The following is a 20,535-nucleotide window of genomic DNA, read 5'->3' as shown; positions in this document are numbered from 1 at the left end:
AGAAACCATGTTCTGCTGGCTGGTGTGCCCATAACCAGAAGCTACGGGGTAGACCATGCCGACCAACGACAACACGCCGGAGAGGGGGTGAGAATGTACTCCATCGATGAATCCTTTGTGGGATTGGTGGGGGATTCGGCCCAATTGCAGCTGGCCGGACGGGATATTCGGGCCGCGGTGATGCGCAATGTGGGTGTTCCTGTCTGTGTCGGCGTTGCTACGACAAAGACGCTGGCGAAGTTCGCCAACCGGATCGCCAAGCAAAACCCGGCACTGGGTGGGGTGTGTGCGCTGGAGGCGATGCCGGCGGGGCATGTCGAGAGCATCCAATCGAAGGTTCCCGCTTCAGGGTTGTGGGGTGTTGGCGGTAAGACAGCAGCCCGGCTGAAGATGATGGGCATTGAAACCATCGCCGATCTCAAGGCCGCCGATCGTGCCCTGATTCGTAAGAAGTTCTCCGTGGTGCTGCAACGAACGGTCATGGAACTCAATGGCACAGAGTGCATGCCGCACACGGAAGAGCGGGTGAACAAGCAGCAAATCATGTTCTCGCGCAGCTTCTCCGAACCCGTCACCACGGTGGCGGGCATGGAAGAAGTCATGGGCATCTACGCTCAGCGCGGCGCCTCCCGGCTGCACGAAGAAGGCCTGCGGGCATCCCTGATGACAATCTCCGCCGGCACCAGCCGTTTCACCGCGGGGGAGGGCAGTTTTCCCGCAGCGACTATTCGTTTTGCGACGCCGACTCAGGACCCCATCGTGCTGGTCCGGGCCGCCGTGGCTGCAATGCGGGAAGCGGCCGTCCCCGGCGCCTCATATCTGCGGGCCGGGGTCATGTTCAGCGGGCTTGAACCGGCGTCAGGCGCAGGGATGCTGGATATCTTCGGGACAGAGGCGAAGCCGCCAGAAGTTGGTGGGGTCCTCGGGGAGGTGCGCAACAAATTCGGCAACATGGCAATCGGGATCGGTATTGGCGGGCTCGCCCAGGCTCCGCAGTGGTCCATGAAGCGTGAACATTCCTCGCCGCGCTACACCACCGAATGGAAAGAGCTGCCGGTGGTGCGAGCGTAGCTTTGCTCACCGGTGACATCTTCGAGCCTTGGAACCATACTTGAAGTGCAGGATCCATCCGGGAACAGAAGGCGGAGCGTGATGAGATGTCCCAGTTGAACGTCCTTGTGGATGATCAAACGAAGAGCCGCCTCGATGCTCTTGCGCAGCGAACTGGGCAGTCCAGATCTTTCCTTGCCGCAGAGGCCATTGTGCTTTACCTCGACGAATACGAGGACTTCTTCCTCGCAAACGACGCTTTGGCGGACTTCACCGACTCTTTTGATGTGTCCATCGAGCTGGCTGAGGTGCAGTGGCCGGTCTGAGGTATTCGCGGCTACTGTAGTGGGCGCGGGCCGCTGAGCTGGCCCGCCACTAGACTCGAGCCCATGACACTCGTGAAAACCACCAAGTCCCGGCGCCTGGCGCTGTCCTTCGCCGCAACCGATGTCATCATTCTTGGTTTGGTGATCCATTTCTTCGTCCCGGGCGACTTTGCCAGTCTCATCGCCGATGCCCTCTACACCGTGATGGTCTACCTGGTACTGGCCGTGTTCCTGCCCCGCGCCAAGAGAACGTGGCTAGCGCTCGCCGCCTTCGCCATCAGCGCGCTCATCGAGCTCGCCCAGCTGACGGGCGTGCCCGAACAACTCGCGGTGAGCTTCCCGGCGTCGCGCTTGATCTTTGGCACCACCTTTTCCGCGCTGGACCTGGTGGCCTACGCCGTAGGAGCCGTGGCGGTGTACTACGCGGACACCATCATTTCTGCACGCCTGTCCGCGCGCTCTTCTGCCAGCGATTCTGCTAGCGATTCTGCGAGCGGCGCCCAGTGGCGTCCAACACAGCCGGAATAGCCTTCCGCCACCACCCGTTGGAGCTCATAGGAGGCAAGAATGCTCGACGTGGTGGTTATTGGTGCTGGTCAGGCCGGACTTTCGGCTGCGTATTATCTGGCTCGGCACGGGCTGGTTCCCGAGACGGACTTTGTGGTTCTCGATGCGAATCCGGCCCCCGGTGGTGCGTGGCTTCACCGCTGGCCCTCGCTCACCCTGGGCGCAGCTCACGCCGTGCACGATCTTCCGGGCATGAAACTGCCTCGCTCAGACCCTGACGAGCCTGCCGCCGCGGTGGTCTCGCGCTACTACGAAAGCTACGAGAAGGCCTTTGGCTTACCTGTGCACCGGCCCGTAAAAGTCCTGGCGGTACGCACCTTGGTTGCGGACTCCGCCATGCTCTTTCCCGAGGATGACGCCGGCCTCCCCGCCGACATTGCCGGCCCGCCTCTGGTCGTTGAAACGAACCGCGGATCCTACGAAACCCGCCTGGTGATCAACGCCACCGGAACCTGGGATAAGCCCTATTGGCCATACTATCCGGGCAAAGATGTCTTTGCCGGACGGCAGCTGCACACCCACGATTTCCGCTCAGTGACCGAGCTCGCCGGGCAGCGCGTTGTGGTGGTTGGCGGAGGAACATCGGCCGTTCAGTTTCTGCTGCAACTCTCTGAATCGGGCGTAGAAACTGCGTGGACTACCCGGCGCCCGCCGGAATTCGCCAGCAGGGAGTTCGACCCCAACTGGGGCCGCGACGTTGAGCGTCAAGTCAATGAGCGCACGGCCGCAGGACTGCCGCCCCTGAGCGTTGTGGGCGTGACCGGACTTCCTTTAACACAGCAGTATCAAAACGGGATTGCCGCTGGCACCCTGGTTTCACGGGGCCCGTTGCAACGATTGACGGCGTCGGGAGCTGTTTTTGAAGACGGCACCACCTTTGATGCAGATGTGGTTCTGTGGGCCACCGGCTTCCGGGCTGCCCTTGACCATTTGGCGCCGCTGAAACTACGCGAACCCGGCGGTGGCATCGTCATGGATGGCGTGAAGGTGGCCCGCGAGCCACGCCTGCTCATGGTGGGCTACGGCGCCTCAGCTTCCACGCTCGGTGCCAGTCGGGCCGGCCGCGCTGCAGCATTGGCCGCCCTTGACCGATTGAGCGTTTCCGTTTAGCGATGCCGCTAGAACCGGGGAATGGAAATATCCACACGTACTTGACAGTTGGCGCAAGTAAGACTCCTTTGAAAGGCACTACCCATGACACTTCCCCTATCCATCCTTGACCTGGCCCACGTTGGCGATGACGGCATTGCCGAAAGCTTCCGTGCATCCGTTGATCTGGCGCAGAAAGCCGAGGGGTGGGGGTACAAGCGGATCTGGTTCGCCGAGCACCACAACATGCCCTCCATCGCGTCCTCGGCAACGAGCGTGTTGATCGCGCACGTGGCAGCCAACACGAAGTCCATCCGGCTCGGGGCCGGTGGCATCATGTTGCCCAACCACTCACCGTTGCAGATCGCGGAACAGTTCGGCACGCTCGAGACCTTGCATCCCGGCCGCATCGATTTGGGCTTGGGCCGCGCTCCCGGCAGCGACCAAAACACCATGCGTGCCCTGCGCCGTGACCCGATGGCTGCAGACACTTTCCCCTCCGATGTACAGGAGTTGCAGGCCTATTTTGCTGGCCAAACACGCATTTCCGGTGTCAACGCCTACCCTGGCAAGGACACCAATGTGCCGCTGTACATTCTCGGCTCCTCGTTGTTTGGAGCTCGACTGGCAGCGGCCTTGGGATTGCCGTACTCCTTCGCGTCGCACTTTGCCCCGCAGGCGCTGGAGGACGCAGTACGTATTTACCGCCGCGAATTCAAGCCCTCCGAGGTCCTGGCCGAACCGTATGTGATTGCCGGCGTCAACGCCATTGTGGCCGACACCCAAGAAGAAGCAGACAAGCTGGCTCTGACCGCCCGCCGCAATCGTGTGGTGTCTCTGGTGGGCCGTGGACAGAAATTTACGGACGCTGAAATGGACCTCTTGCTGGATTCGCCAGCGGGCCAGCAGGTCAACACGATGTTCAGCTACGCCGCGATCGGAACACCGGCCGTTGCGCGCGAATACTTGGAAAAGTTTGCCGTGAAGGCCGACGCCGACGAGCTCATCGTAGCCACGCAGGTCACCGACCGTACCGCCTGGATCCGCAGCTATGAATTGCTCGCAGGGGTTATGGAACTGACGCCTTCGGTGTAGCGTGCTGGCATGGCTATTGCACGCTTCCCCAACGTTGTCCTTGATTGCCCGGAACCATCCCAGTTGGCGACCTTTTATGGCGCGCTGCTGGGGTGGGAGACTTCGGGGGAGGGCGACTGGCTAATGATCAAACCCGCCGACGGCAGCAATTGCATTTCCTTCCAGCGGGCCAGCGGATATCAGCCCCCGGAATGGCCTGGTCAGGACAAACCCCAGCAGCTACATCTGGATTTTGACGTTGACGATCTCGATGCCGGTGAGGCGGAAGCGCTAAGTCTCGGCGCCACCAAGGCCGAGTTTCAGCCCGGAACCACATTCAGGGTTTTCTTGGACCCGGCCGGCCACCCGTTCTGTCTCTGTTCTTCCTAAGACTGCTTGGAACTGGTCGTGCCGGCCGGGATGTGCTGGCGGTCGGAGTGGGAGATGCTGACGGCCGCCACGATGGTGCCGATCACCACGCCCACCAGAGTGTCAGCCACGCGGCTCAATGCGGCGTCCGGGCCCAGATTTGTTCCCAGCCCGGTCATGATCAGCGCCATGGGGGTCACCGCGATGGTGGTCAACGTGTAGTTCTTGAGCACCAGCAATTCCGCCAATACCTGGAAAATAATCACAAGAACCACGGAGGGCCAGAAGCCCAAGGCCAGCGACAAAATCCCTACGGCCACGATGGCGCCGAGCACATTACCCACTAAACGTTGGATACTGCGCTGCACAGTGGTGGCGTAGCTCAAACCCTGGAGAGCAGCAATGGCACCCATGGCAGCCCACAGGGGATGTTCCAGACCAAGCCCGACGGCGGCCCAACCGGAGAGTGCGGCGGCTGCGGCCATGCGCAGGGCCTGATGGATGCTGGCCCTGGCCGTTAGCTCGGCCTTGGCTGCGTCCACGAAGCCCTTGGGTACCAGGTGTTTGGTGGAATCCGCGGCCGGCACTGCGGGAGTTATTGGTGCTGAGACTGTGGGGATGCCGTGGATCTTGCGAAGCTCGGATTCGTGCTGGGCCAAGCGGCCAAAGGCTTCCGAGTAGGAGTCATCGCTTGAGGACTCAAACAGGGCCAGCGCAGCCTCGGCTTCATCAAGCAGGAGGTGCAGTTGATCCGCATTCTGATGGAGCCTCATCGAACGCGAATTGGACGTGCGCACCGTCCCGGCACTCACGGTCACCGATTCCCGCGCCGAGCGCAAGCTGGCCTTGGCAGCGGTACGGAGGGGGCCGGCGTCGTCCGCTTCTAGGCGGAGAATATTGGAGATGGCCCGCGCAACAGCCAGCCGTGAGGGGGCCAAGGGAACCCAGAGAGCCGGTGCCATGGCCGCGAGCCAACCAACCACGACGCCGATGCTGATGGCGACGATGGGCCAGAGCATGCCGGCGTAGCTGTGCGCATAGCCCGAGCCGGCTCCGGCCGCAAACACCAGAATGACGGCGCCGGGACCGGAGATGCGGAATGCCAAGAAGATATGTGCGGCCAGTCCTGCGAGTACGGACAGGACCACAATTTGGATCATCATGGGCACGGCCGCAGCACCGAGGAAGGTGCCAATGACCATGGCGATGACCATGCCAGCCCCCACGATTGCCATCATGCGTCCTAGCCTGCGATACGGCTGATAGCGGCCAAACGCGCTGGTCAGGGCCCCGAGAGCGGCCACGCTGGCAAGTTGCGGCTGACCCAGTAGACCGCCTGCGATGAGCACAACGGTGGCCGCGATTCCAACTTTGATGGCCGTGGTGAAGATGGCATCGGCCGGGCGCACAATAAAGGCATCGCGCCAGGTGGAGCGTGCGAGAGGATGAGCCAAAGCGGTGCCGGTGTGGCGGAATCGGGGGGATGCGGTCATTGGTCTATTCTACAATCTATTTTACTAGTAAAATATATATCAAGCATGTGAGTGTTGTCTCTAGACTGGAATCATGAACGCAGAGGCGATGGATTTTGTTGATCGGGCCCGGCAGGGCTGGGGGATATCGCGCCCGGAACTGGACGTTGGCAGTATCGAAGTCATGGGACGCATCGGGAGAATCGGGGCCTTAGCCTCCCATCATGCGGGCCGAGCTCTGCAGTCTGCGGAAATTACCCGGGCAGAATTCGATGTCCTGTGCACCCTGGCTCGCGGTGAGGGCCCACTGCGTGCGAGTGAAGTCACCGCCGCCACCATGCTCAGCGGCGCCTCCACCACAAAGAATGCCGAACGACTCGTCAAGCGCGGACTCATTGAGCGTCTGCCATGGGAGCGTGATGGTCGGGTGGTCCTCATGCGGCTCACGGCCAAGGGTGAGGAGCTCGTGGACAGAGAATTTCCGCGCTTCTTGGAAACTGACGCTGCCATGCTGGCCGGGCTTACGGTCACGGAGCAGGCACAATTGGCCGCGCTGCTGCGCAAAGTTGCCCTAACAGTTGAAGCCCTGACTTAGCTCTGCTTCCGCCACCAGCGGATGGTTGCTTGGGTGGCTATATCTAGCGGTGTGGGGGCGAGGTCCAGAAGCTCCTCACTTGCCGTTGAATCCATGATGAATGGTCGCTGGAATTGGTAGAGCAGTTCCGCCAGTTCACGCATTGGCGGAGAAACGATCCCAGCGGCCTTGATGATCCAGCTGGGTACGGCACCAAGAGCCGGAGTGGGTGTGCCAGCGGCCTCGGCAAATGCGTCAGCAAGCTCGCGCTGGGTCAGCGCTGGCAGGGTCGGTGCGTGCAGAACCCTGTCCCACGCCTCCGGGGTATCGGCGGCCCGAATCATGGCTGCAGCCAAATCGGGAACGTAGGTGAAGGAGTGCAGGACGCCTGCTCTGCCCAGAACCTGGATGCGTTTTCCGGCTAAAATCAGTGGCACCATTCGGTCGCCAGCATGGGCGGTATGCACGTGCGGCCCAAAGAAATCCGAAGCTACCACGCTCACCGTTCGGGTGTGCGAGGCTGCGCGGGCGGCCAGAAGCATTGTCCGCACGCCGCGCTTTCCGTACCTGGCAAGCCGAGGACTATGTTCGGCCATGACGTTCTCCGGGGAACTGTAGGAGTAGAGGCTCTCCGGGAAAACCACGACGGCGCCCACCTCGGCCGCCGCCTCCAGTACCGTGCGTTCGGCGCGAGGCAACTCGTCGCGCCAGGCTTTTGCGGTGTATTTTGAGCCGTGAATGCAATGAAAGACGGCACTGGCACCTTCTGTGGCAGACCTCAACTGTGCAGGGTGACTGACGTCCACGCGCAGTCTTTCAATGAGCGGGTGGATTGGACCTGAGCCGGAGCGGGTTAGGAGTCGAACGCGATGTCCGGCCTCGGCAAGTTGGGTTGCAACGGTGGCGCCAACGGGGCCTGCGCCTGTAACGACTTTGATGGATTCCATGGCTGTAGTCATTTCCTGAGTCTGCTGAAAGGTGAATGGAGAGCACTGCTCTCAGTTCAAGAGTGGTGACTCGCCTGAATTAAGTCAAGAGCAGTGCTCACTTAAGTTGACGGTGGTCTCTATGGTGGTGAGACTGGAACCATGAAACCGACACCCCGAGAACGCGCACGGCAGCAAACCATGGTGGAGATTATTGAGATTGGTCGGGCGCATTTGGAAATCCATGGGGCTGCGGGGCTGTCTTTGCGGGCCGTAGCGCGCGATCTTGGCGTGGTGTCGTCCGCCATCTACCGATACGTCAAGAACCGGGACGAACTGCTGACACTGCTAGTGGTGGACGGCTATAACGCACTCGGCGACGCCGTAGATGCGGCGCTCAAGGATGTGCCAGCCGGTGATTTTCGGGCCCAGTTCCGCACTACTGGGCGGGCCGTGCGGGAATGGGCAGTAGCTGAGCCAGCCCACTATGGATTACTTTTTGGTTCACCGGTCCCTGGCTATGAAGCACCAGCGGAACAAACCACTATGCCGGGAACCCGGGTGGTGACTCGGCTGGTTTTGATTCTGAACGAGGCCTATATAGCCGGTGAGCTCGCCGCTCCCGAGCGTGTACTTGATCCGCGCCTGCGCGCAGACTTAGCCGCGATCCGCCAAGAAATGGGGGTGGCCATGGACGATTCCGCCCTAGCCGCCGGGGTTCTGGCCTGGTCATCACTCTTCGGGGCCGTCAACTTTGAGGTTTTCGGCCAATATGGTGCGGCGACCTTCAGCGTGCCAGCCGAACTCTTTGAGTCTCATCTGGATGGGCTCGAAGCGATGGTTGGTCTGCGCTAGATTCGGCTGCTAGATTCCTGCGTTAGATCAGGGTGCCATGACCAGGCACGTGCTCGAGGCGGTGGCCAGGACACGGCCCTCGCTGTCGCGAATATCGGCCTCGGCAAATGCTGCCCGGCTACCTGGCTTGGTGATCCAGCCATGAACGGTGACCCGCCCGGTGTCCCTAGTGATGCCGCGAAGCATGGAAACCTTCAATTCCAGTGTGGTGTAGCCAACCCCGGCTGGCAGTGTCGACTGGACGGCGCAGCCACACGCCGAATCAAGCAGCGTGGCAGCAAATCCGCCATGAATCGAGCCAATGGGGTTGTAGTGCGAGGCATCCGGAGTGGCCGCCAGCAACACATCCCCAACGCTGGCGGTGAGAAATTCGATGCCGAAATGACTGGCGATCGGTGGTGCCGGGAAGCGTCCGTCAATGATCGCCTGGAGCTGCTCGACACCCGGGAGACCAAAAACATCGGCCAGGTAGGGAGCAGGGTCCTCGTAGCTCAGGGTCTTGCTCTGGTGCGGAAACTCGGATCGCTGTGTCATTGCTGGCCGCCTGAAATAGAGAAATGCTTTGCTCTGGAGCATAGTGTGCCAGCCGCTGCCGCTACGAATGTTACCGACGAGTAGCCGTCACGTAGATTACCCTAGCGCAGGCAAACGGGAGAGCAGCTCCTGAGCGGCCGACGTCGGATCTTGTGCCTCGGTAATGGCCCGCACCACCACGATCCGGGACGCGCCGGCAGCCACCACTTGATCGACGGTGGACAGATCCACCCCACCTATCGCGAACCACGGCTTGGAGGTCCCCAGCGAGGCGGCATGCTCCAGCAGGGAAAGTCCGACGGCGGCCCGGCCCGGCTTGGTGGGGGTGGCCCAGAGCGGGCCCACGCAGAAGTAGTCGGCGTTGGGATCGGTTGCGGCGGCAGAAACCTGAGCGAGGTCATGACTGGAGAGACCCATTGAAACGCTGGGGCCAACCAGCGAACGCGCTGCGGGCAGCGGCAGATCCTGCTGGCCAATGTGGAACACGGGTGCGCCGCTCAACGTGGCAATATCGGCACGGTCATTGACGGCCCAAACCTTGCCAAATTCCTGCGCAACCGACTTCAAAACTTCCAGTAATTCCAGCTCCTGCGCCGCCTCGATGGACTTGTCGCGAAGCTGGATGATGTCCACTCCACCGGCATAGGAAGCCCGCAAAAAATCGGCAAAATCACCCTGTTCGATGCGCGCATCCGTGCACAGATAGAGCCGGGCACTTTGTAACGAAGGGGTAGGAAAAGTGGTGGTGGCAGCGGGGATGGCAGAAGTTTGGCTCATATCTCATAGACTAATGCAGTACCGCGGGAGCCAGTGAAGCTGGCTGAGAGGGCGCCGACTGCGCCGACCGAATGACGCCCCCTGCAAGGGCGCAAGAACCTGATCCGGATCATGCCGGCGTAGGGAAGGAAGAACTGTGAGCGCTGTTGTGCCCGAAATTTTGACCACCGAGGTGGCCGTCATTGGCGGCGGCATCATTGGCCTCGGCATCGCATGGGAAGCCCAACGAGCCGGCCATACTGTCACTGTCATTGACCCCGCTCCTGCCACAGGGGCCACCTTTGCTGCGGCCGGAATGCTGGCCCCGGTGAGCGAGTTGCACTACCAAGAAGACGCCTTGCTGCAGCTGACACTGGCATCGGCGGCGCGCTGGCCGGAGTTCGTAGGCTCCCTCCCTGACGGGTTGCCCACCGGATTCAACACCTCCCCGACCTTGGTGCTGGGAGGCGATCCTGCAGATCGCCAAGCACTGTCCGATTTACGCGATGTCCAACTGCTCCATGGCTTGGACGTGTCGCAGCTAAGTATTCGCGAAGCGCGGGCACTGGAGCCGATGATTGGCCCGCAGATTTCTTGTGCCTACAAGGTGGAGGCAGATCATCAAGTTGATCCGCGAGCCATGGCGGCGGCACTGCGGGCGGCGCTGGTGGCGTCTGCCCGTGTGCGCGGCACCTCGGCGGCGAGCTTCATTGAACAATCCGCCACCTCGCTGTTGCACGAGGATCCCAACGACACTCACTCACGGGTGACCGGCGTGCTGCTGGCCGATGGTCGTGAGGTCCACGCACGGGAAGTGATTGTGGCGAATGCGCTGGGAACGCCGGCATTGGCTGGCCTGCCGGACGGGCTGAACTTACCCATCCGTCCTGTGTACGGCGACATCCTTCGACTCCGCGTTCCGGAACAGCTTCGCCCGCTCACCACGGCCACCATTCGTGGCATGGTGCGTGGACTGCCGGTCTATATTGTGCCGCGCGAGGATGGCACAGTGGTGATTGGAGCCACCAGCCGCGAGGATCACAACGCTGGGGTCAGCGCCGGGGGAGTGCATCAACTCTTGCGCGATGCCCAAGTGCTGCTGCCCGCCGTCGCGGAACTGGAACTCCTTGAATGCACGGCCCGGGCCCGCCCGGGTACCCCCGACAACGCGCCGCTGCTGGGCCGGGTTGCCGGAGCTGACGGTAAGGACATTCCAGGGCTCATCATCGCTACCGGGTTCTTCCGTCACGGCGTCCTCCTCACCGCCATCGCCGCGAACATTGTGCGCCAATTGCTGGGCAACATCACGGATCTGGCGTGGGAAGACTTCCGCCCAGACCGCTTTTCACCCACGCTTCACCCGGCACACACTGCCGGCCACACCACCTAGGAGCAAGCCATGAACACGATCAACCTCAACGGTGCCACCGAGTCTCACCCGGACGGAACCACCGTGGCCCATCTTGTGACAGCCATGACAGGACGGGAACTGCTGCCCACCGGTCAAGCGGCCGACGGCGGTCGGCTCGGTGTTGCTGTTGCCCGCAACCAGGAGATTGTGCCCCGTAGCCAATGGGCCGCCACCGCCGTGGAGCACCACGACGAGTTCGAAATCGTCGCCGCAGTCCAAGGTGGTTGAGATGCCTTCACGCGCTACGCCATCTTTGAAATCCAGCCTGAACCAGACTGAAAGTGAACGCCATGACTGAAATCCTGACCCGCAATGATGCCTTGGTGATCGACGGGGTGGCTCTGAACTCCCGCCTCATCATGGGCACCGGCGGCGCCCCCAGCCTGAGTGGTCTGGGCGCTGCCCTGGTTGCTTCCGGCACCGAACTGACCACCGTGGCGATGCGCCGCTACTCGGTAGATGAGTCAGCAGGCGGCGGCACCAACTTGTTCAAGCTGCTGCTGGAAAACAACATTCGCGTCCTGCCCAACACCGCTGGCTGTTTCACGGCCCGCGAGGCCGTCATGACGGCCGAGCTGGCACGCGAGGCACTTGAGACGGACTGGGTGAAGCTGGAGGTGGTGGCCGATGAACACACTCTTTTGCCCGATGCCCTGGAACTGGCCGAAGCCACCGAGCAGCTGGTCAACCGCGGCTTCAAGGTTTTCGCCTACACCAACGACGATCCCGTCCTGGCGCTGCGCCTGGAACAGCTCGGTGCGGTTGCCGTCATGCCGTTAGGAGCCCCCATTGGCACCGGCCTGGGCATCCTCAATCCGCACAACATTGAGCTCATCGTTTCCCGAGCCGGAGTGCCCGTAGTACTCGACGCCGGCATCGGCACAGCCTCCGACGCGGCCCTAGCGATGGAGCTGGGTTGCGACGCCGTCTTGTTGGCCACTGCGGTCACCCGTGCGCAGAATCCTTTAGTCATGGCTGAGGCCTTTAAACACGCGGTCATCGGTGGCAGACTGGCATCACAGGGTGGCCGCATTCCTAAGCGGGCACACGCTTTGGCCTCTTCGGCGATGGCTGGCCGCCCCGACTTATAAGACCCTGGTATGGGGGCCAAGGCGCGTGGAATCGCTGAAAGGATACGCTGATGGCTGCCCCTGATGATGTGCTGACTTGGGCCCGGATCCATACAGAATTGGAATCGCTGCCCCAGTGGCGTTACAGCGGTGACCTGCGCACGGTACTGAAATGTCCGACGTCGGCCGTGGCCTTGGAACTCTTCGCCACCATTGGGGAACTCGCCCAAGAAGCGAACCACCACCCAGATGTGGATTGGCGCTATGACACCTTGTTCATCGCCACCAGTTCACATGATGCTGGTGGGCAAATTACCGCCCGTGACATCGCCTTGGCGCGCGCCATCTCGAACGCGGCGGCGGAAGCAGGGGCCGTGGCCAGACCGGAACTGATCGCCAGGGCCTGATGATGGGTTCGCTACACTGTGACGTTTTCGCCTTGGATCAAACCAAGGCGAAAACGTCACAGTGGTGCGAAAACCGAAACAGTTAGTGCATTTGCAGGATCTGAGTGCTGCGCTGTACTTGGTGGGCATGGCGGGAACGGCCCACAAACGCGGCGGTGGCCCAAGCAACGGCGCCGCCCACCACCATGGATGCGATCCACGGAATCCATGCAGTGGCGCTGTCATTGTTCAGGCCCAGTGCCATGGTGAGGATCCAGACCAGCAATGAGGCGGCCACGGCAGCACCTGCAGGAAGTACCGCGCCAAAGGTGGAACGATGCTTGCTTACAGCCCAAGCGATAGCGCCAAAAGCGCCGGCTGTGAGGGCAATAATGACCAGGGCAACCATGAATATTTCCGTCTCTATGAGTCTGAATCTAGAACTTGGAAGTCTCGCTTAGAGGGCGCCGAAACCTACGCCACGAGCCTTCTCGCCACCGAGTTCAACGTAACCTAGCGCGTTGCCGGGAACAATGATCACACGGCCCTTTTCGTCTTTCAGACGCAGCTCGGTGCCCTTGGCCAGTGCCTCGGAGACCTGATTGGCGACGTCGTCCGCGCTCTGCTCGGATTCAAGGATGATTTCACGGTTGATGTTCTGGATGCCGATCTTAATTTCCACAGCTGTCTCCTTGATGCACACGTACTAATAGAAAAGATATAACAACCACTCTAGGGGCAGTCGCTTCAGGATTCCTTGGGGAAGCGGCTAATTCCGCGCCAAGCTAAACGGTAGACCAGATCACTGGCCACATCGAGGTCAAGGTCGCTGCTTGCCTCCAGCCAGTAACGGGCGCTGACCTGGGCCATTCCGGCCAATGCGCGGCCCAGCAAGGTGGCCTCAACGGGCGGTAGTTTGGTGTCCTCGGCGATGACGGCGCCGATCGCGTCAGCGTAGTTGGCGTTGAACTTCTCTAGGCGTGCGGCCACCTCTGGGTCATTGACCAGATCGGATTCGAAGACCAGCCGGTGGGCCTGGTCGTCGTTGGCCATGAATTCAAAGTAAGCCTTGATGGCGGCCTGCACGCGCAAGTCATTGTCAGTGGTGGAATTCAGGGCGGCCAGCAGCATGGTGGTCAGCGCCTCGAGGTGGCTGTCCAGTAGTGCTAGGTACAGCTCCCGCTTGCTGGGGAAGTGCTGGTAGAGCACGGGCTTGCTGACCTTGGCGGTCTCGGCAATCTCATCCATGGCGGCCCCGTGGTAGCCGTGGTTCACAAACACCTCGAGTGCCGAGGCGAGCAATTGGGCACGGCGTTCATCACGCGGCATGCGGCTCGGTTGCGTGCGCGGCGTGGGGCGTTCCTTCGCGGCTGGGTCCAAAGTCATGGCGGTTGCCTCTTTCTCCGTGCCCCGAGGGTGATGCATAGGGCGGTTTGTGTCATTCTACCGGCCGGTAGTGACGCGGACTGCGCAAGCCGGACTAGATTTGTAGCTATGGTTTCCTTGATCCAGCCCCTTTCCACCACCAAGCCTGCAACTTTGCCGCCGCTCGTTGAGCCCGGCCCGCCCCTGGCCCCCGAGGAACTGGAGCGGTATTCGCGCCACGCGCTGATCCCGGAAATTGGTTTGGAGGGCCAGCGCCGGCTGCGCAACGCCCGCGTGCTCGTCATCGGCGCCGGCGGTTTGGGTTCCCCGGCGTTACTGTATTTGGCTGCGGCCGGTGTGGGTACCCTGGGTATCATCGATGACGATTCCGTGGAGCTCAGCAACCTGCAGCGCCAGGTGATCCACGGCGTGCACGACATCGGCCGCACCAAGCTCGAATCCGCGCGCGATTCCATCTTGGAACTGAACCCGGGGATCAACGTGGTCCTGCACCAGCTCCGCCTCGATTCCTCCAACGCGCTAGAACTCTTCGCCGACTACGACATCATCCTCGACGGCACCGACAACTTCGCCACCCGCTACCTGGTCAATGACGCCGCCGCGATCCTCGGCAAGCCCTATGTGTGGGGATCGATCCTGCGCTTCGACGGTCAAGTGAGTGTCTTTTGGGACAAATTCGGCCCCAACTACCGCGATCTCTACCCCGAACCGCCGGCGCCTGGCACCGTCCCCTCGTGTGCTGAGGGGGGCGTTTTCGGCATGTTGTGCGCCTCGATCGGGGCCATGATGGTCACCGAAGCCGTCAAGCTCATCACCGGGATTGGCCAGACACTGCTGGGCCGGCTCCTGATTTTCGATGCTCTCACCTCCCGCTGGCGCGAAATCCGCATCTCCAAGGACCCTGCAGCGCCGCCCATCACTGAGCTCATCGACTATGAGATTTTCTGCGGTCTGCTCCCTGCCCAGAAGAACGACGCCGATCTCATCTCTGTGGATCAGCTCGCCTCACGTTTGACTCGCCGGGAGCACGGTGAGGATGACTTTGTGCTCGTGGACGTGCGCGAACCGGTGGAATTCGAAATCTCCCGGATACCCGGATCGGTACTGATTCCCTTGGCCGGAATCCGCGACGGGTCCGCGCTGGGAGGCCTGCCGCAAGGAGTTCCCATCATTCTGCATTGCAAGGCGGGAACCCGCTCGGCCCAAGCTTTGGCGAGTCTGCGCGCAGCCGGTTTTGTCGACGTCGTACATCTTGATGGGGGCATTGACGCTTGGGCTGCTAGCGACAAATAGAGCGCAACGGAGTACATTGCGGGCTAAGAGCTTCTTCATGCATGGAGGGGCCGGCAGCCAGCGAAGAGGCGCATCATGAATCGCAGTGACCTTCAAAAAACTCCGCAAATACCCCTGAATTCTCCCTTTGGCCACGACAGCACGGCTGCCTTGGTGGTGGAGGGTGTGGATTTATCGGGCTGCGCGGCGATTGTGACAGGCGGCTACTCGGGGTTGGGCTTGGAAACCGTGCGTGCACTCGCCGGTGCCGGGGTGGAGGTGAGTGTTCCCGCACGCCGCGCTGATCACGCCCGAGGAGTACTTGCCGCGGCAGATCTGGGCGGTGTGGCCGTGTTTGAGATGGATCTTGGCTCGCAGGAGAGCGTGAAACGGTTCGCTGCGCAGTATCTTGGCTCGGGGCGGCGCCTCGACATCATGATCAATAACGCCGCGATCATGGCGTGTCCGGAGACGCGTGTGGGGCCTGGCTGGGAGGCGCAGTTCGCCACCAACCACCTAGGTCATTTCACGCTGGTCAATGAGTTGTGGCCGGTACTTTCCGTAGAAGGTGCGCGTGTGGTGGCGCTATCCTCCACGGGCCACAAACGTTCCGGCATCCACTTTGACGATCCCCAGTTCACTCAGGGGTACGACAAATGGGAGGCCTACGGTCAGGCAAAAACTGCCAACGCCCTCTTTGCCGTTGAACTGGATGCGCTCGGGGCCGAACATGGAGTACGCGCCTTTGCCGTCAACCCGGGCGGCATCATGACAGGTTTGCAGCGGCACCTGACACAGGAGGAAATGGTGGCAGCCGGCTGGATGGATGCCGAGGGCACGCTGCGTGAGGGATTCAAAAACGCCGAGCAGGGTGCCGCCACCTCTGTCTGGGCTGCGACCTCACCTTTGCTTGATGGCCACGGCGGGGTCTACTGCGAAGACTGTGACATTGCCGCACCCACTGACCCCGCCTCGGAGCTGGCCCGTATTTCCGGTGTCGACGCCCACGCCATTGACCCCGAGGGTGCCCGGCGTCTCTGGGAACTGTCGGCGGAACTGACCGGCGTCAACGCGTTCGGGTAGTTCGGATAATGGGGTGCGGCAAGCGGTAATGTGTGTGGCGACCTGCCCGTGGGCTGCAGTCCGCGGGTCAGGCGATTGCTTCGGTGGCGGTGGCTGTGCCCGTGCCGGAGTTTGTGTCTGTGGCCGTTTCGGTGAGGGAGTCGTCCGAGGTGACGGGGCCGCCGTCGTTCTCTGCCTTTGAATTCAGGGCAGAACCAATAATTTCTGGCGAGAGCTTGAGCCCGTAGAGGACATCCAATGCTGCCAGATAGCTTTCGGAATCACCCGCAGCTGCCAATTCCTTGGCGCGAACCGTGGGCACATGCAGCAGCTGCTTGACCATCCGGCGCATGGCAAATTCCACCTCGGCGGTGGCAGCGTTACAACCGTGCTGTTTTCGGACCTTGGCCAGTTCATCGTCCAAGACACTCATGGTGTGCCGGCGCAGAGCCACGATGGCGTGATCCAAAGACCGTGCGTTGCGGGCCTGCTCAAAGTTTCTGGTAGCTTCGGCCACCATGGCTGAGGCTTGTGCCAACGTTGATTCCTGTTCGGCCGGGGCCGCTTGTCGCACGGTCTCCAGCGTCAGCAGGTCGACGCCGGGAAGAGCAGCCACATCGGAGTCAAAATCGTGGGTCAGGGCAAGATCAATCACTGTCAGCTGCTGTGAATCGGCGTGGCGCAGCTGTGCCAAATCAGCGTGCGTGATTTGCTGCCCGGAGCCGCTGCAGCCCACCAACAAGGAGGCCTGTGCCAGCGCAGAGGGGAGCGAGTGCTCATCAAGGGCGGTGCCGCCGCGCGAGGCGACGAAGGCTTCGGCCCGCCCCGAGGAAGAGTAGACGGAAATATCCGTGCAGCCGCGCTGCATGAGCTGGGCCATGGCGGCCCCGGCGTAGGCGCCGGTACCAAAAAGCACTGCTGATTTTCCGGCGAGGGAGCTGGCTGGTGCGATAGCGTTTGGCGACACGCCGGCCGATGGTGCGATAGCGTCTTGAAGGTCGGCGGCGAGGTCTAGTGCCACGGAGACGATCGACATGCCACGTCGGCCCAGTGCTGTCTGAGCTCCCACCTCTTTGGCGGTCTTGGCGGCGGATTGGAATAACCGCACCAGAGACGGGGTGGTGACGCCCAATTCCTGAGCGGAGCCGAGCGCGCGGCGGACCTGACCGGCAATTTCGCGTTCACCGACCACTGCGGAGTCCAAGCCCGTGCTCACGGCGAATAGGTGACGGACCACGGCGTCGCCCTGCAGTGTTGCCAAGGCTTGGGAAACTTGGGTTTCGGCAAGTCCGGAATGCCGGCTGATGGCTTCAATGGCCGTGCTGCGAGCAGCTTCAACGTCCTCGCCGCTAACGGCTTGGACATACAACTCGTAGCGGTTGCACGTGGTTAGCGAGACCAGCCCGGCTACGGGGTTGTTGCCCGCGCAGAGCTCAGCACTGACTGCCGCTGCGCCAGCACTGAGGCGGGCAACGGTTTCCAGGTCAAGGGAAGTGTGAGAGGCGACGAGCGAAAAGAGAACCACAATTTCAATATGGTAGCCCCCCAAGCTGGGATTTTATGCACAAGAACTCACAGACCGTCACTAAAAAGTGTGATTCTGATTACCCGCGCCGCAGAAGGTGCACCCTCCTACGGTGACAACTTGTGCACAAAAGTCGCCCAGTTTGGCTCTGTAGGGTGGTGCCATGACACTGAGCCCAAGCCACCCCCTGATGGATGGCCGCACCGCCCATTCCCCGCTGATCACCGCCTATAGGGGTGAAAAGCCCAGCCGCAATCCCGTCTGGTTCATGCGCCAGGCCGGCCGGTCGCTGCCCGAGTACCGCGAACTGCGGGTAGGCACCACCATGCTGGAATCGTGCCTGAAGCCAGCGATGGCCGCTGAAATCACACTCCAGCCCGTGCGCCGCCACGGTGTGGACGCAGCAATTTTCTTCTCTGACATCGTCATTCCGCTCAAGCTGGCCGGTGTGGGCGTAGACATCGTCCCCGGCGTTGGCCCGGTCTTGGATAAGCCCATCCGCACCGCCGCAGACATTGCTGCCTTGCCCGAGCTGACGGATGAATCCCTGGACCCGATCCGTGAAGCTGTCGCGCTGACGGTTGCCGAACTGGGCAACACGCCACTGATCGGTTTTGCCGGTGCACCGTTCACGGTGGCCGCCTACATGGTGGAAGGCAAGCCGTCCCGCGACCACCTGGGCCCGCGCACCATGATGCACGCGCAGCCCGAACTCTGGGCAGAACTGATGAACTGGGCTGCTGACGCCTCAGGAAAGTTCTTGCGCGCCCAACTCGAAGCTGGCGCCAGTGCAGGCCAGCTCTTCGATTCCTGGGCGGGTTCGCTGGGGCTGGCCGATTACACCGCGCATGTGGCCCCGGCGTCGAGCAGGGCCTTTGATCATGTCCGTGACCTGGGTGTTCCACTGGTCCACTTTGGCACCGGCACCAGCGAACTTTTGGGCGCCATGCACGCTGCCGGCGGCGACGTCATGGGCGTGGATTACCGGTTGCCGTTGGATGAGGCTAACCGCCGCCTCGGTGGCGCGGTGCCGCTGCAGGGCAACATTGATCCGGCCCTGCTCAACGCGCCCTGGGAGGTGCTGGAGAAACACGTTCGCGAAGTGCTCGCCGCTGGCTCCAGTGCACCCTCACATGTGGTGAACTTGGGGCATGGAGTGCCGCCGGAAACGGATCCGGCCGTCCTGACTCGTCTCGTTGAATTAATCCACTCCATCTAGCACCCGGGCCACCGGCACACGCCAGACCGGCCCACACCCGTAACCCGTCCCAGTCGCAAAGGGGAGACCATGGAAAACCGCAGACTCGCAGCTAAGGCCCAAAAGCCACAGAGCCACCCCGCTCCCAACCAGGCAGTGGTGGTGGGCGGCGGAATTTCCGGGTTGGTGGCAGCACTGGACCTGCAGACGGCCGGGTTCCAGGTGAGCATTTACGAGGCCGGCTCCGCGTGGGGTGGCTGCGTTGGTGTTCATGAACTGGCGGGTGTGAAGCTCGATAGTGGTGCCGAATCATTTGCTACCCGGAACACGGCCGTGGCGGATCTGGCGGCCGAGCTGGGTCTGGGGTCCAAGATTGTGACCCCGGATCCTGCCGGCGCCTGGGTATGGCTGCCCGATGGCCCCGTGCCGCTGCCGCGCACGGGAATCCTGGGCATCCCCTCAGACTTCACAGCCCCCGAGGTCAAAGCTGCTTTAGGTGCTTCCGGCGTGCTGCGGGCCGCCTTGGACGCCAAAATGCCCGTCAATATCGGCACCACAGAGTCCGTGAGTAGCGTGGCTGATCTGGTCCGTTCCCGCATGGGAAAGCGGGTGCTCGACCGCCTCGTGGCACCCGTTGTTGCGGGCGTACATTCGGCCGATCCGGAGCTGCTGGATGTGGACATGGTGGCGCCAGGGCTGCGCGCCGGTATTCGCGAACACGGTTCCCTCGCCGCTGCCGTGGCCGCTCAGCGTGCGGGTGGCAGCAAGCCCGGTTCTGCCGTGGGTGGGCTGGAAGGTGGCATGCACACGCTCATCAGCGCGCTCGTGACGGCGCTGCAAAAAACTGGCGTCGCCATGCATTCCGGGCATCGCATCAGGGCTATTTACCGTGGCGACACCGAGGAGCCGCAGAAGACTGGAACCGCGTACGACGGCGATGAGCCCCTGCGCTGGATTGTGGACTGGGAGCACGGTACAGAGCGTGGATTCGAGGCCGCCAACCTGTTGGTGGTAGCCACCGATGGTCCCACCGCGGTCAAGCTCCTAGGGCAGGAAGTCCCCAACTTGAGCGCTTTTGCCCCGGCGCCTGGGCCTGACATCAGGCTTGTCACCCTTGTGGTGGATGTCCCTGAATTGGATTCTGCTCCCCGCGGCACGGGCATCCTCGTGGCGCCCGGAGTGGATGGTGTGAGAGCCAAGGCCCTCACACACGCCACCGCAAAGTGGGAATGGCTGGCTGATGCCACCGGTCCCGGAACTCATATCTTGCGCCTGTCGTACGGCCGTGCTGGCACGAAACCAGCCGACGCCGTCCGCCTCACCGCCCGCACACCCAGCGATGAGGACTTGGTCACCACGGCTCTGCGCGACGCCACAACACTGTTGGGGATTCCCGTCACCGAATCCGATCTCCTCGGTTCGGACATTGTCCGCTGGCAAGGCGCATTGCCGTTCACCGCCGTCGGACATCAGAGCAAGATCGCCAAGGTTCACGCTCTCGCCAACGAAGTTCCGGGGCTGGTGCTGACGGGTGCCTGGATGAGTGGCAACGGCTTGGCAGCGGTGGTCAGCGGGACTCGCCGGCAGGTACGTGCTGTGGTGGACGCCGCCGGAAGAGTGTGAGCTTGGCCAC

General features: G+C 62.0%; 24 protein-coding genes and 1 riboswitch. Of the genes, 16 read left to right on the top strand and 8 right to left on the bottom strand.

Annotated features, from left to right (window positions below; genetic code table 11):
- From AB0O97_RS11140 to AB0O97_RS11115, 6 genes are all read left to right on the top strand, one after another.
- A partial coding sequence (locus AB0O97_RS11140) for a DUF4113 domain-containing protein (RefSeq protein WP_363882480.1) occupies positions 1-1,071 on the top strand: 1,071 nt, incomplete at its 5' end.
- Between the two features lie 86 nt (positions 1,072-1,157).
- Positions 1,158-1,376: a ribbon-helix-helix domain-containing protein gene (locus tag AB0O97_RS11135; protein ID WP_363882478.1), complete on the top strand. Its 219-nt coding sequence runs from the start codon at positions 1,158-1,160 to the stop codon at positions 1,374-1,376.
- A gap of 63 nt (positions 1,377-1,439) precedes the next feature.
- Complete coding sequence (locus tag AB0O97_RS11130) at positions 1,440-1,904, top strand: DUF2809 domain-containing protein (protein ID WP_363882475.1); 465 nt, start codon at positions 1,440-1,442, stop codon at positions 1,902-1,904.
- Positions 1,905-1,943: 39 nt separating this feature from the next.
- Positions 1,944-3,053: an FAD-dependent oxidoreductase gene (locus AB0O97_RS11125; protein WP_363882473.1), complete on the top strand. Its 1,110-nt coding sequence runs from the start codon at positions 1,944-1,946 to the stop codon at positions 3,051-3,053.
- Between the two features lie 84 nt (positions 3,054-3,137).
- The gene (locus tag AB0O97_RS11120) at positions 3,138-4,127 is read left to right on the top strand and encodes an LLM class flavin-dependent oxidoreductase (RefSeq protein WP_363882470.1); all 990 of its coding nucleotides are present in this window, start codon (positions 3,138-3,140) and stop codon (positions 4,125-4,127) included.
- A 9-nt stretch (positions 4,128-4,136) separates the two neighbouring features.
- Entirely contained in the window at positions 4,137-4,496 is a 360-nt protein-coding gene (locus AB0O97_RS11115; protein ID WP_363882467.1) for a VOC family protein, read from the top strand.
- Here the strand turns inward: AB0O97_RS11115 and AB0O97_RS11110 are convergent.
- Positions 4,493-5,968 (bottom strand): FUSC family protein, encoded by a 1,476-nt coding sequence (locus AB0O97_RS11110; protein WP_363882464.1) that lies wholly within the window; start codon positions 5,966-5,968, stop codon positions 4,493-4,495. The genes AB0O97_RS11115 and AB0O97_RS11110 overlap by 4 nt on opposite strands.
- A gap of 73 nt (positions 5,969-6,041) precedes the next feature.
- Between AB0O97_RS11110 and AB0O97_RS11105 the strand changes: the two genes are divergently transcribed.
- On the top strand, positions 6,042-6,542 hold the full coding sequence (locus tag AB0O97_RS11105) for a MarR family transcriptional regulator (RefSeq protein ID WP_363882461.1): 501 nt from the start codon (positions 6,042-6,044) through the stop codon (positions 6,540-6,542).
- Here AB0O97_RS11105 and AB0O97_RS11100 read toward each other — a convergent pair.
- The gene (locus AB0O97_RS11100; protein WP_363882459.1) at positions 6,539-7,480 is read right to left on the bottom strand and encodes an NAD-dependent epimerase/dehydratase family protein; all 942 of its coding nucleotides are present in this window, start codon (positions 7,478-7,480) and stop codon (positions 6,539-6,541) included. The genes AB0O97_RS11105 and AB0O97_RS11100 overlap by 4 nt on opposite strands.
- Positions 7,481-7,609: 129 nt before the next feature.
- On the opposite strand from AB0O97_RS11100, the gene AB0O97_RS11095 reads away from it, so the two are divergent.
- Positions 7,610-8,302 carry a WHG domain-containing protein gene (locus AB0O97_RS11095; protein ID WP_363882457.1) on the top strand — a complete coding sequence of 231 codons (693 nt, stop codon included), beginning with the start codon at positions 7,610-7,612 and terminating at the stop codon, positions 8,300-8,302.
- 27 nt (positions 8,303-8,329) lie between these two features.
- On the opposite strand, the gene AB0O97_RS11090 is transcribed toward AB0O97_RS11095, so the two are convergent.
- On the bottom strand, positions 8,330-8,836 hold the full coding sequence (locus tag AB0O97_RS11090; protein ID WP_363882454.1) for a PaaI family thioesterase: 507 nt from the start codon (positions 8,834-8,836) through the stop codon (positions 8,330-8,332).
- Between the two features lie 96 nt (positions 8,837-8,932).
- On the bottom strand, positions 8,933-9,613 hold the full coding sequence (gene thiE, locus AB0O97_RS11085; protein WP_363882451.1) for a thiamine phosphate synthase: 681 nt from the start codon (positions 9,611-9,613) through the stop codon (positions 8,933-8,935).
- 13 nt (positions 9,614-9,626) lie between these two features.
- Positions 9,627-9,757: riboswitch (TPP riboswitch) on the top strand.
- On the opposite strand from thiE, the gene thiO reads away from it, so the two are divergent.
- The 4 genes from thiO to AB0O97_RS11065 all read left to right on the top strand — a co-directional run bounded on the left by thiO (position 9,750) and on the right by AB0O97_RS11065 (position 12,480).
- Positions 9,750-10,982 (top strand): glycine oxidase ThiO, encoded by a 1,233-nt coding sequence (thiO, locus tag AB0O97_RS11080; RefSeq protein WP_363882448.1) that lies wholly within the window; start codon positions 9,750-9,752, stop codon positions 10,980-10,982. It overlaps the preceding riboswitch by 8 nt.
- Before the next feature lie 9 nt (positions 10,983-10,991).
- Entirely contained in the window at positions 10,992-11,231 is a 240-nt protein-coding gene (gene thiS, locus AB0O97_RS11075; RefSeq protein WP_363844849.1) for a sulfur carrier protein ThiS, read from the top strand.
- A 62-nt stretch (positions 11,232-11,293) separates the two neighbouring features.
- Positions 11,294-12,094 carry a thiazole synthase gene (locus AB0O97_RS11070; RefSeq protein WP_363882445.1) on the top strand — a complete coding sequence of 267 codons (801 nt, stop codon included), beginning with the start codon at positions 11,294-11,296 and terminating at the stop codon, positions 12,092-12,094.
- 50 nt (positions 12,095-12,144) lie between these two features.
- Complete coding sequence (locus AB0O97_RS11065) at positions 12,145-12,480, top strand: 4a-hydroxytetrahydrobiopterin dehydratase (RefSeq protein WP_363844855.1); 336 nt, start codon at positions 12,145-12,147, stop codon at positions 12,478-12,480.
- An 82-nt stretch (positions 12,481-12,562) separates the two neighbouring features.
- Here the strand turns inward: AB0O97_RS11065 and AB0O97_RS11060 are convergent, their stop codons facing one another.
- The 3 genes from AB0O97_RS11060 to AB0O97_RS11050 form a co-directional block, all read right to left on the bottom strand.
- Entirely contained in the window at positions 12,563-12,868 is a 306-nt protein-coding gene (locus AB0O97_RS11060; protein ID WP_363844858.1) for a hypothetical protein, read from the bottom strand.
- 48 nt (positions 12,869-12,916) lie between these two features.
- Positions 12,917-13,141, bottom strand: a complete 225-nt coding sequence (locus AB0O97_RS11055; protein ID WP_363844861.1) for a DUF3107 domain-containing protein — start codon at positions 13,139-13,141, stop codon at positions 12,917-12,919.
- Between the two features lie 65 nt (positions 13,142-13,206).
- Positions 13,207-13,845, bottom strand: a complete 639-nt coding sequence (locus tag AB0O97_RS11050) for a TetR/AcrR family transcriptional regulator (protein ID WP_363844864.1) — start codon at positions 13,843-13,845, stop codon at positions 13,207-13,209.
- Positions 13,846-13,953: 108 nt separating this feature from the next.
- Here AB0O97_RS11050 and moeB point away from each other — a divergent pair, with 108 nt between their 5' ends.
- Together moeB and AB0O97_RS11040 are read left to right on the top strand one after the other, a co-directional pair.
- Positions 13,954-15,138: a molybdopterin-synthase adenylyltransferase MoeB gene (gene moeB / locus AB0O97_RS11045; RefSeq protein ID WP_363882442.1), complete on the top strand. Its 1,185-nt coding sequence runs from the start codon at positions 13,954-13,956 to the stop codon at positions 15,136-15,138.
- Between the two features lie 75 nt (positions 15,139-15,213).
- A complete protein-coding gene (locus AB0O97_RS11040) occupies positions 15,214-16,200 on the top strand; it encodes an SDR family NAD(P)-dependent oxidoreductase (RefSeq protein WP_363882439.1) in 987 nt (328 codons plus the stop codon).
- 67 nt (positions 16,201-16,267) lie between these two features.
- On the opposite strand, the gene AB0O97_RS11035 is transcribed toward AB0O97_RS11040, so the two are convergent.
- Positions 16,268-17,704: a glutamyl-tRNA reductase gene (locus AB0O97_RS11035; protein ID WP_363882500.1), complete on the bottom strand. Its 1,437-nt coding sequence runs from the start codon at positions 17,702-17,704 to the stop codon at positions 16,268-16,270.
- Between the two features lie 163 nt (positions 17,705-17,867).
- Here AB0O97_RS11035 and hemE point away from each other — a divergent pair, with 163 nt between their 5' ends.
- The gene (hemE, locus tag AB0O97_RS11030) at positions 17,868-18,923 is read left to right on the top strand and encodes a uroporphyrinogen decarboxylase (RefSeq protein ID WP_363882436.1); all 1,056 of its coding nucleotides are present in this window, start codon (positions 17,868-17,870) and stop codon (positions 18,921-18,923) included.
- Positions 18,924-18,992: 69 nt separating this feature from the next.
- Positions 18,993-20,525 (top strand): protoporphyrinogen oxidase, encoded by a 1,533-nt coding sequence (hemG, locus tag AB0O97_RS11025; protein WP_363882433.1) that lies wholly within the window; start codon positions 18,993-18,995, stop codon positions 20,523-20,525.
- Positions 20,526-20,535: the final 10 nt, after the last annotated feature.

Origin of the sequence: Specibacter sp. NPDC078692, from assembly GCF_040686835.1 — a bacterium.
In the GTDB taxonomy this organism is placed as follows: Bacteria; Actinomycetota; Actinomycetes; order Actinomycetales; family Micrococcaceae; genus Specibacter.
The sequence above is the reverse complement of the archived record's forward strand: the minus strand, read 5'-3'. Positions and strand labels throughout refer to the sequence as shown.